This window comes from Streptomyces sp. MS191 (assembly GCF_008042125.1).
GTDB lineage: Bacteria > Actinomycetota > Actinomycetes > Streptomycetales > Streptomycetaceae > Streptomyces.
This window is the reverse complement of the sequence record NZ_RDBI01000040.1, coordinates 2,302,712-2,312,543: the sequence shown is the minus strand read 5'-3', so window position 1 is coordinate 2,312,543 and position 9,832 is coordinate 2,302,712. Positions and strand designations below refer to the sequence as shown.

Sequence of the window (9,832 nt, the reverse complement as noted above, 5' to 3'; positions counted from 1 at the left end):
CTGCAGGTACTGGGTGAGGACGAGCAGCAGACCGCCGTTGCCGATCTGCACCAGGGTCAGGGAGAGCGAACCGCCGCTGAAGTTGCGGTGCTTGAAGAGGACCAGCGGGACCATCGGCGCGTCGGTGACGTTCTCCCAGATCACGAAGCCGGTCAGGGCGAAGAACACGTCGTCGAGGTCGGGGGTGTGGACGGTCAGTTCGTCCGCCTCGATGCCGGCGGTGTCGAGCCGGTCGAGGACGGTGCGCAGCTCGCGCTGGCTGCCGTCGCTGGGGATCTGCAGGGACAGCGCGTCGTCGTCCCGGGCCGCCGCCTCGCCCAGCGAGGTGGCGGCGTTCCGGTACGCGGCCGGGTCGGCGAAGCGGAGGCGGATGTGCCCGCCGGGGATGAGCCGCTTCAGTTCCTTGGCGGTGCCCTCGGCGGCGATCCGGCCGTCGTTCAGTACCGCGATGCGGTCGGCGAGTTCGTCGGCCTCCTCCAGGTACTGGGTGGTGAGGAAGACGGTGACGCCGCCGGTGACGAGCTCGCGGATGATCTGCCACATGTTGTGCCGGGAGCGCGGGTCGAGGCCGGTGGTCGGCTCGTCGAGGAAGATGATCCGCGGGTCGCCCACCAGGGTCATGGCGATGTCGAGGCGGCGCTTCATACCGCCGGAGTAGGTGGACGCGGGCTTCCTGGCGGCCTCGGTGAGGTCGAAGCGCTCCAGGAGTTCGGCGGTGACCCGTCGTCCCTCCCGCTTGGACAGGTGCTGCAGGTCCGCCATGAGGAGCATGTTCTCCTCGCCGGTGATCAGGCCGTCGACGGCGGAGAACTGGCCGGTGACCCCGATCGAGGCACGTACGGACTGCGGGTCGGTGGCGAGGTCGTGGCCGCCGACGCGGATCGGGCCGCTCGCGGGATCGGGCGAGATGAGGGTGGAGAGGATCTTGACGGCGGTCGTCTTGCCGGCGCCGTTCGGGCCGAGCAGGGAGAAGATCGTTCCTTCGGCGACGGCCAGGTCGATGCCGTCGAGGACGGTCTTGTCGCCGTAGGACTTGCGCAGCTCGTTCGCCGCGATGGCCAGGTCGGTCATGAGAAGGCTCCTTCGAAGATCAGAGGCTGCGGGCGGTGATGTCGCCGTAGGACGTGGTGGCGTGGATGTTCAGGCCGGCGTCGGCGCCGTCGGCGTTCCTGAGCGCGTTGTCGATCCGGCCGTGGCCGGTGCCCGCGTCCAGGGAGGCGGAGACGCCGCGGGCGGCGCCGACCGAGATGTCGCCCTGCTGGGTGCGGAGCGTCACCGCGCCGCGCAGCGCCTCGGTGATCCGGATGGCACCCCGCTGGGTGCTGATCTCCGCGGGGCCGCCGAGCCGGCCGACGGAGACGTCGCCGTCGTGGGCGGTGAGGCGGGCACTCGCGGCCTCGTCGAGCTTGACGGAGCGGTAGCCGCCCGCGAAGTGGACGTCGCCGAGCCGTCCGACTCCGCGGAACTCGGCGGCGGCCGCCTTCGCCTCGACACGGGAGCCGCTGGGCAGCTGGACGGTCACCTCGATGGCCCCGGAGTGCCCGAGGATCTTGTTCTTCGCCGGCGGGACCTCGATGCGCAGGACGCCGTCGCCGTAGACGACCTCGGTCTGCTCCGCGGCCTTCACGTCCCGGCCCTTCGAGGCGTCGGCGGGCAGGATCTCGACCGTGGTGTCGGCCCGGTCGGCGGCGATGAACCGGATGCGGCCCCCGGGGATGTCGAGGACGGCGGTCACCGGGCTGGGGGTGTCGAACTTCTGCATCGTGATCTCCTGCTTCCGTGTCGTGCGTCGCTTGGGTTCCTTGCTCTTTCTGATGACGGAAACGCTACGTTGCATTCAAGGAAGTGGCAACAAGTTCGTTGCGCCGCAATGTCATCATTGCAGGTGGAGCGGCCAATATCGTTGCAACGGTTCTGCCTTTAACGCAACGACCTGCCTATTGCTCATTGCAATGAACTGACGATGAACGCTACGAGGAGTACCGAAAGGGGGCGCCGGAGGGCGCCGGGAGGGGTGGAGGAGGTGCGGCCTGTCCGTGTCGGGGGTGTGCCGGTCGGGGCCGGCGGTGCGTCCGGCCCGGGCATCCTGAGCGACCCCCGCCTCGCGCCGTGACGCGGCGCACTATTGCAAGCAGGTGCTTGCAATAGTTAGCGGAGGGTGGCATCGTCGGAGCATGGCATCACTCAACGTCGGCAATCTCGGCGAGTACCTCCGCGAGCAGCGGCGCTCCGCGCAGCTGTCCCTGCGGCAGCTCGCCGATGCCGCCGGGGTGTCGAATCCGTACCTGAGTCAGATCGAACGCGGTCTGCGCAAGCCCAGCGCCGAGGTGCTGCAGCAGGTCGCCAAGGCCCTGCGGATCTCCGCCGAGACGCTGTACGTGCGGGCCGGGATCCTCGACGAGAAGGAGCGGGAGGAGCTGGAGACGCGGGCCGTCATACTCGCCGATCCCTCGATCAACGAGCGGCAGAAGCAGGTGCTGCTCCAGATCTACGACTCCTTCCGCAAGGAGAACGCCGCCGATGCCGCGGCGACGACGGTCACGGATTCCGCCGACGGAGCGGCCGGGGCCGACCAGGCCGCCGGCACCTCCGACGCCGCCGACGCCCCCGCACCGCCCGAGGCCGAACGACCCTCGACCTCGACCCAGCCGTAGCCAGCAGTCGTCGTCGCAGTACGTACCCATCCGGGAGGACCACACCCATGGCCATCATCGAAGAACTGCGTACCCCCCTCTACTTCGCCGCCGGCACCGCCGACCTCGCCGTCCAGCAGGCCAAGAAGGTGCCCGGGCTGATCGAGCAGATCGCCGCCGAGGCCCCGGCCCGCATCGAGGCCGTGCGCAAGACCGACCCGAAGGCCGTGCAGGAGAAGGTGTCCGCCGGCGCCAAGGAGGCGCAGGCCACCGTCACGTCGAAGCTCGCCGAGGTCGTCGGCACCCTCGACACCGACCTGAAGAAGCTGGGCGAGACCGCCCAGGACCTGGCACTGCGCGGGGTCGGCGTCGCCGCGGAGTACGCGGTGAAGGCCCGTGAGAAGTACGAGGAGGTCGCCGCCCACGGCGAGGAGGCCGTCCGTGCCTGGCGTGGCGAGGCCGCCGAGGAGCTCACCGAGATCGCCGTCGTCGTCGAGCCGGACGCGGTGAAGGAGCCGGAGACGAAGGCCGCCGCCGAGGAGCCCGCCGCCAAGAAGACGCCCGCCGCGCGCAAGGCGCCCGCCCGCAAGGCCACGACCAAGAAGACCGCCGGCGCCACGGAGCAGTAAGGCGGGGCACCAATCGAGGTGCCCGGTGCGTTGTACCGGGTACCTTGACCGCGAGGCGCTCCAACCATTCACGAGGCGGTGCTCAGTATGTTGCGCGACGGGTTCGATTCCATCCTCTCGCTGGTGATCTGGCTGGTCTTCATCGGCTTCGCCGTGGCCTCGTTCGCGATCGCGGCGACCGTGCGCGAGGACGCCTACCGCGCTGCGGAGAAGCAGACCAAGAAGTTCTGGCTGATCCTGCTGGGCATCAACCTCGCCCTGAACCTGCTGCTGCCGGGGATGCTGTTCCTGCAGATCGCGGGCCTCGTGGCGGCCATCGTCTTCATGGTGGACGTGCGCCCCGCGGTCCGGCAGATCTCCGGCGGCGGGGGCGGCCGGCGCGGCGGTTCCAGCAGTGACGGACCGTACGGCCCCTACAACGGCGGACGTTAGTCCTCAGCGGTCACGGAACGCGGGACACCGGCGGACGCCGTCCCCGCCGGCCGCGACACAGGTGGGAAGCAGGGCCCGGGAGTCATCCCCGGGCCCTTTCCAGTGCCAGGACCGCGACGTCGTCGGTCAGTTCCCCGCCGTTGAGCGCGCGCACCTCGGTGACCGCCGCGTCCAGGAGCTCCTCGCCCCGCAGGCCCTCGGCCAGCTGCCGGTTGATCATCTCGACCATCCCGTCCTGGCCGAGCCGCGGCGACCCGGGGCCCGCCGAGCGGCCCTCGATCAGGCCGTCGGTGTACATCAGCAGGCTCCACGACGCGCCCAGCTCCACCTGCCGCCGCGGCCAGCGGGCGCGCGGCAGCAGCCCGAGGGCCGGGCCGCCGTCCTCGTACGGCAGCAGGCGGGCCGGCCGGTCCTTGCGGGCGATCAGCGGCGCGGGGTGTCCGGCCAGGCACAGGCCCGCCCGGCGGCCGTCCGGGGCGATGTCGACCGTGCAGAGCGTCGCGAAGATCTCGTCGCTCTCCCGCTCGTGCTCCAGGACCTGCTGCATCGTCGAGAGCAGTTCGTCCCCGCACAGGCCGGCGAAGGTCAGCGCCCGCCACGCGATCCGCAGCTCGACGCCGAGCGCCGCCTCGTCCGGGCCGTGCCCGCAGACGTCGCCGATCATCGCGTGGACCGTGCCGTCCGGGGTGCGGACGGTGTCGTAGAAGTCGCCGCCGAGCAGGGCGCGCGAGCGTCCGGGCCGGTAGCGGGCGGCGAACCGGAGGTCGGAGCCCTCCAGCAGCGGGGTGGGCAGCAGTCCGCGCTCCAGCCGGGCGTTCTCCTGGGCCCGCAGCCGCGACTCGGCCAGCTTGACCTGCACCGCGTCCGCCCGCTTGCGCTCGACCGCGTAGCGGATGGCCCGGCTCAGCAGCCGTCCGTCCAGCTCCTCGCGGAAGAGGTGGTCCTGGGCGCCGACGCGGACCGCCTCCGCCGCCAGCTCGGCGTCGGCCGACGCGGCGAGCGCCAGGACGGCGTGCCGGGGCGCGAGGCGCAGCAGGTGCCGCAGCGGCGCCAGCGGGTCGTCGCCGGCGGCACGCGGCCCGGGCAGCGCGAGGTCGACCAGGACGCAGTGCACGTCGTCGGTGAGCAGCCGCTCGGCCTCGGTGAGGTTGCGGGCGGTGCGGATGCGGACGCGGGTGCCGTCCGCGTCCAGCAGTTCGGGTACGGCAAGGGCACCCGCCGGGTCGTCCTCGACGACCAGGAGGGTGAGGTCGGTGCCTGCCGCGGCGGTGGCGGCGCCGGTCGCCGCAGCAGAGTCGGTTCTCTGTCGCGGTACGGGTACGGACATCGGTCCTGGTTCCTTCCCTCCCCCCGAGGGCGCGGCGGACGCCGAACGACGACCCGCCAGACCGGGACCATAGCGGTACCCCGGCGGGCAGCGGAATGGTGATCACGGTACGGGCATCGGGGAGCGGATGGCATATGCCGCGCATGGGGAGGTTGTTGCCCGCGAAGCCATGACGAACATCACGTGGCGGGCCGCCGCCGGCGAGCGTGACGGGGGCCACGGACGCCTCACCGGAGGCGTTCGGGGAGGTACGGGGGAGTCGGGCGCGTCCCGAACCGGGAGGTCCCGGGCATCACGCGCCGACCGCCGGTCACCGACTGCCCGTCACCCGCGGGAAGCCGCCTCCGGGCTCACCCGCGGCAGGTGACCCACCGGCTCACCCGCGGCGGGGTGCCGCCCGCGTCAGCCGGGGCGGACCACTCCCAGGATCTCCATCGAGCCCGCGCCCGCGATCGTCACGTCCCGGCCCGGTCGCGGCGCGTGCACGATCGCGCCGTCGCCGACGTACATCCCGATGTGGCTGGCGTCCTTGAAGTAGACGATCAGGTCGCCGGGCCGCATGTCCTTGATGTCCACGTGCGGCAGCAGGCGCCACTGCTCCTGCGAGGTGCGCGGGATGGGGCGGCCGGCGGCGATCCAGGCGCTCTGGGTCAGTCCGGAGCAGTCGTACGAGCCCGGGCCCTCGGCGCCCCACACGTACGGCTTGCCGATCTGCGCGGTGGCGAACCTCACCGCCTTCTTGCCCTGCTCGGTCGCCTTGCCGTCCAGGCCCTTGAGGACGCCGGAGTTCAGCCAGGCGGTCTGCGCCCGGTACTGCGCCTGCTCCTCCAGTCGGCGGAGCCGTGCGCGCTCCTCGGCGGCCAGCTCGGACTCGAGCTTCTTGGCCGCCTCGATCTTGGCGTCGATGTCCTTCTTGGCCTTGGCCTGCTTGAGGCGGTTGGCCTCCAGCTTGGTCCAGTTGGTGCTGGCGTCGTTGGCGTAGGTGGTGAGTTCCACCTGGGTCTGCGCCATCTCGCCCAGCAGGTCCTTGGTGGCCTTGGCGCCCTGCTGGAGCCGTCCCGCGTGGTCGAGGAAGAGCTGGGGGTCGTCGGTGAGGACGAACTGGGCGCCGTCGGGCAGCCCGCCGTTGCGGTACTGGGCGCGGGCGGCCGCGCCCGCCTGGGCCTTGAGGCGTTCGATCTTCTCGCGGCCGGCGACGATCATCTGCGCCAGCTTCACGATCTCGGCCGACTGCTCGTCGGCCTGCTCCTCGGCCAGGTTGTAGGCGTCGGTGGCGGCGGCGGCCTGGCGGTACAGGCCGTCGATCTCGGCGCGGACCTCCTCGAGGGTCTTCTCGGGGAGCCGGGGTGCCGCCTGTGTGGACCCCGGGCGAGGGGCCGGCGGCAGGGGCGCCGCGCTCGCCTGGAGCGTCAGCGCCGGTGAGGCCAGCACCGTGAGGGCGCAGACCACGGTGAGCGTGGCGGTGGTCCAGCGGCGTCGGTTCAAAGCTCCCCCTCGGACGGCCCCATCTGATTTACCGTCAGTAACTTCCTCGTGACCTTGGCGATAGTGCCATGCGAAACGTGAAAGCAACAGGGGAAACCGGGACGTGCGGGCCGACTTCCCCTCACGGGGACGTGTGATCGGCGCGTCACGTTCCCGACGGAGGCCGAATGCACCGGGATGTGACGGGAAGTCCGCTCATCCCGCGGGTGCCAGCGCCTCCCAGCGCACGGTCACCTCGCCCTGGCGCCGGCGCCGGTGGCCGTCCGTCAGCGGCCAGTCGGCCGCCAGATCGTGTACGGCCCGGATCCAGCGCTGCCGCGCGCCGAGCGAGGCGTACGGTGCCGCCGCCGCCCACGCCCGGTCGAAGTCGCGCAGGAACGCGTGCACCGGTTCCCCGGGCACGTTGCGGTGGATGAGGGCCTTCGGCAGCCGTTCCGCGAGGTCGGAGGGGCGCTCCAGCGAACCGAGCCGGGTCGCGAAGGTCACCGTCCGCGGCCCGGACCGGTCGAGCGCCACCCACACGTGCCGGCGCCCGATCTCGTCACAGGTCCCCTCGACGAGCAGCCCGCCGGGTGCCAGGCGCTCGCACAGGCGCGCCCACACCGCGGCGACCTCGTCCTCGTCGTACTGGCGCAGCACGTTCGCGGCGCGGATCAGAGCGGCCTCGCCGGGCACCGGGACCTCGAAGCCGCCGTGCAGGAAGCGGAGGCCCTCCCGCTCGTAGGGGCGGGCGGCGGCGACCCGGGCGGGCTCGATCTCGATCCCCACGACCTCGGTGCGCGGGTCGGCGGYGCGCAGCCGGGCGAGGAGTTCGACGGCGGTCCAGGGGGCCGCGCCGTATCCCAGGTCGACGGCGACCGGTGGGGTGGCGGACCGKCGCAGGGCGGGGCCGTGCACCGCGGCGATCCAGCGGTCCATGCGCCGCAGCCGGTTGGGATGGGTGGTCCCGCGGGTCGTCGTGCCGACGGGGCGGGTGGTGCGCGGGGCCATGGAACGAGCCTAAGGGCTGCGCCACGCCGCATCCGCACGGCAATGAATTGGCAAAACGGAAATGGATGGCGCCATTCCGGTGTTGTGCCGCTTGGAGGGCGCCCTGCGACCTCCTTTTTGCCGTGCCCGCTATGCCCTCGCTCCGAGCGGAAGGACCGTCGACGTGAGCCAGTACGTGTCCCGGCTCGCCGGCTCCCTGGCGACACCGCCCAGGCTCCGGCTTCCCGGCCGCCACCGGCATCCCCGCCGGGTGGCCATGCTCAGCGTCCACACCTCGCCCCTCCACCAGCCCGGCACGGGCGACGCAGGCGGGATGAACGTCTACATCGTCGAACTGGCCAAGCGGCTCGCGGCGATCAACATAGAGGTCGAGATCTTCACCCGGGCCACCACCGGCGGCCTGGCACCCGTCGTCGAACTCGCCCCCGGCGTCCTCGTCCGGCACGTGGACGCCGGACCCTACGAGGGTCTGGCGAAGGAGGAGCTGCCCGCCCAGCTCTGCGCCTTCACGCACGGCGTGATGCAGGCGTGGGCGGGCCACCGCCCCGGGCACTACGACCTCGTGCACTCCCACTACTGGCTCTCCGGCCACGTCGGCTGGCTCGCGGCCGAGCGCTGGGGCGTGCCGCTCGTCCACGCCATGCACACCATGGCGAAGGTCAAGAACGCGGCGCTCGCCGACGGCGACACCCCCGAGCCCGCGGCCCGGGTGATCGGCGAGACGCAGATCGTCCGCGCCGCCGACCGGCTGATCGCCAACACCGCGGAGGAGGCCGACGAACTCGTCCGCTTCTACGACGCCGAGCCCGGCAAGGTCGCCGTCGTCCACCCCGGCGTGAACCTCGACCACTTCCGCCCCGCGGACGGCCGCGCCGCCGCCCGGGCGCGCCTCGGCCTGCCGCGGGACGCCTTCATCCCCGTCTTCGCCGGCCGCATCCAGCCGCTCAAGGCCCCGGACATCCTGCTGCGCGCCGCGGCCCAGCTCCTCGACCGGGACCCCTCGCTGCGCTCGCGCATGGTCGTGCCGGTCGTCGGTGGGCCGAGCGGCAGCGGCCTGGCCAAGCCCGAGGGGCTGCAGAAGCTGGCCGCCCGGCTCGGCATCGCCGACCTCGTCCAGTTCCACCCGCCGGTCGGGCAGGACCGGCTCGCCGACTGGTTCCGGGCGGCGTCGGTCCTGGTCATGCCCTCCTACAGCGAGTCCTTCGGGCTCGTCGCCATCGAGGCGCAGGCCGCCGGCACGCCCGTCGTCGCGGCGGCGGTGGGCGGCCTCCCGGTCGCCGTACGGGACGACACCACCGGTTTCCTGGTCCAGGGGCACGACCCGGCCGACTACGCCCGCGCGCTCGGGCGCTTCGTCGACGATCCGTCCCTGTCCGCCCGGATGGGCGCGGCGGCGGCCCGGCACGCGGAGTCCTTCGGCTGGGACACGGCGGCCTCCGGCACGGCGGACGTCTACACGGCCGCGATGCACGATCATCGCCGTCGCGTACGCTCGCACCATGGCTGAGGACGTGCGGCAGGTCATCGAGGACACCTTCAAGGACGCCGAGCTGGAGTGGGAGTCGCCCGAGCCGGGCTCCTACGTCGTCAAACTCCCCGGCACGCGCAAGCTGTTCACCACGCTCTCGCTGCGGGTGGGCCGCCACTCGCTGTCCCTGAACGCCTTCGTCATCCGCCACCCCGATGAGAACGAGGCGGGCGTCCACCGCTGGCTGCTCGAGCGCAACCTCAAGCTCTACGGCGTGAGTTACGCGGTCGACGGCCTGGGCGACATCTACCTCGCCGGCAAGCTCCCGCTCGCCGCCGTCACCCCGGAGGAGCTGGACCGGCTGCTCGGCTCGGTGCTCGAAGCGGCGGACGGCTCCTTCAACACGCTCCTGGAGCTCGGGTTCGCCGGGGCGATCCGCCGGGAGTACGAGTGGCGGGTGTCGCGCGGCGAGTCGACCCGCAACCTCGACGCGTTCACGCATCTGACCCGTCGCCCGGCCCCCGAGAACCCGGCCTCCTGAGCCTCCCGGGCCCGGCGGGGTCGGGGCCCCCGCCCTCCGGGCGGACGGCGCTCCTTCCGCAACACGCCCTGGGAGCCCTTCCGCACGCTGACGCACGGGCTCCCGAACGCCTCCGTGCTTCCCGTGACTTCCGCCTGCGCGCACCCTTCCGCACCCGCTCGGGCCGTGCCATGCTCACCGTGGTCTGCGCCCTCACGGTGCTGGCCTCACCGGCGCTGACGCTCCAGGCGAGCGCGGCGCCCCTGCCGCCGGCCCCTCGCCCGGGGTCCACACAGGCGGCACCCCGGCTCCCCGAGAAGACCCTCGAGGAGGTCCGCGCCGAGATCG

General features: G+C 72.4%; 9 protein-coding genes and 1 pseudogene. 5 read left to right on the top strand and 5 right to left on the bottom strand.

Annotation, left to right across the window (positions count from 1 at the left end):
* Positions 1–147: 147 nt before the first annotated feature.
* Positions 148–1,071: pseudogene (locus tag EAO71_RS17585) on the bottom strand (ATP-binding cassette domain-containing protein); the annotation flags it as partial.
* A gap of 19 nt (positions 1,072–1,090) precedes the next feature.
* A complete protein-coding gene (locus EAO71_RS17580) occupies positions 1,091–1,762 on the bottom strand; it encodes a DUF4097 family beta strand repeat-containing protein (protein WP_147978587.1) in 672 nt (223 codons plus the stop codon).
* A gap of 412 nt (positions 1,763–2,174) precedes the next feature.
* On the opposite strand from EAO71_RS17580, the gene EAO71_RS17575 reads away from it, so the two are divergent.
* The 3 genes from EAO71_RS17575 to EAO71_RS17565 all read left to right on the top strand — a co-directional run bounded on the left by EAO71_RS17575 (position 2,175) and on the right by EAO71_RS17565 (position 3,694).
* The gene (locus EAO71_RS17575) at positions 2,175–2,654 is read left to right on the top strand and encodes a helix-turn-helix domain-containing protein (protein WP_147978586.1); all 480 of its coding nucleotides are present in this window, start codon (positions 2,175–2,177) and stop codon (positions 2,652–2,654) included.
* Between the two features lie 47 nt (positions 2,655–2,701).
* Positions 2,702–3,262, top strand: coding sequence for a hypothetical protein (locus tag EAO71_RS17570; protein ID WP_147978585.1), 561 nt, complete (start codon positions 2,702–2,704; stop codon positions 3,260–3,262).
* Between the two features lie 87 nt (positions 3,263–3,349).
* Positions 3,350–3,694: a DUF2516 family protein gene (locus EAO71_RS17565; protein WP_147979363.1), complete on the top strand. Its 345-nt coding sequence runs from the start codon at positions 3,350–3,352 to the stop codon at positions 3,692–3,694.
* 82 nt (positions 3,695–3,776) lie between these two features.
* On the opposite strand, the gene EAO71_RS17560 is transcribed toward EAO71_RS17565, so the two are convergent.
* The 3 genes from EAO71_RS17560 to EAO71_RS17550 all read right to left on the bottom strand — a co-directional run bounded on the left by EAO71_RS17560 (position 3,777) and on the right by EAO71_RS17550 (position 7,496).
* The gene (locus EAO71_RS17560) at positions 3,777–5,021 is read right to left on the bottom strand and encodes a PP2C family protein-serine/threonine phosphatase (protein ID WP_147978584.1); all 1,245 of its coding nucleotides are present in this window, start codon (positions 5,019–5,021) and stop codon (positions 3,777–3,779) included.
* Positions 5,022–5,423: 402 nt separating this feature from the next.
* Positions 5,424–6,506, bottom strand: coding sequence for a C40 family peptidase (locus EAO71_RS17555; RefSeq protein ID WP_147978583.1), 1,083 nt, complete (start codon positions 6,504–6,506; stop codon positions 5,424–5,426).
* 195 nt (positions 6,507–6,701) lie between these two features.
* On the bottom strand, positions 6,702–7,496 hold the full coding sequence (locus EAO71_RS17550; RefSeq protein ID WP_147978582.1) for a class I SAM-dependent methyltransferase: 795 nt from the start codon (positions 7,494–7,496) through the stop codon (positions 6,702–6,704).
* 163 nt (positions 7,497–7,659) lie between these two features.
* Between EAO71_RS17550 and mshA the strand changes: the two genes are divergently transcribed.
* Positions 7,660–9,003: a D-inositol-3-phosphate glycosyltransferase gene (gene mshA, locus EAO71_RS17545; RefSeq protein WP_187282696.1), complete on the top strand. Its 1,344-nt coding sequence runs from the start codon at positions 7,660–7,662 to the stop codon at positions 9,001–9,003.
* Entirely contained in the window at positions 8,996–9,505 is a 510-nt protein-coding gene (locus EAO71_RS17540) for a type III secretion system chaperone family protein (protein WP_147978580.1), read from the top strand. Before mshA ends, EAO71_RS17540 begins: the two co-directional genes overlap by 8 nt.
* Positions 9,506–9,832: the final 327 nt, after the last annotated feature.

Bases quoted from the DNA above. Each gene is read 5' to 3' on its own strand.
- EAO71_RS17580 (WP_147978587.1), bottom strand. From the start codon at position 1,762: ATGCAGAAGTTCGACACCCCCAGCCCGGTGACCGCCGTCCTCGACATC.
- EAO71_RS17575 (WP_147978586.1), top strand. From the start codon at position 2,175: ATGGCATCACTCAACGTCGGCAATCTCGGCGAGTACCTCCGCGAGCAG.
- EAO71_RS17570 (WP_147978585.1), top strand. From the start codon at position 2,702: ATGGCCATCATCGAAGAACTGCGTACCCCCCTCTACTTCGCCGCCGGC.
- EAO71_RS17565 (WP_147979363.1), top strand. From the start codon at position 3,350: ATGTTGCGCGACGGGTTCGATTCCATCCTCTCGCTGGTGATCTGGCTG.
- EAO71_RS17560 (WP_147978584.1), bottom strand. From the start codon at position 5,021: ATGTCCGTACCCGTACCGCGACAGAGAACCGACTCTGCTGCGGCGACC.
- EAO71_RS17540 (WP_147978580.1), top strand. From the start codon at position 8,996: ATGGCTGAGGACGTGCGGCAGGTCATCGAGGACACCTTCAAGGACGCC.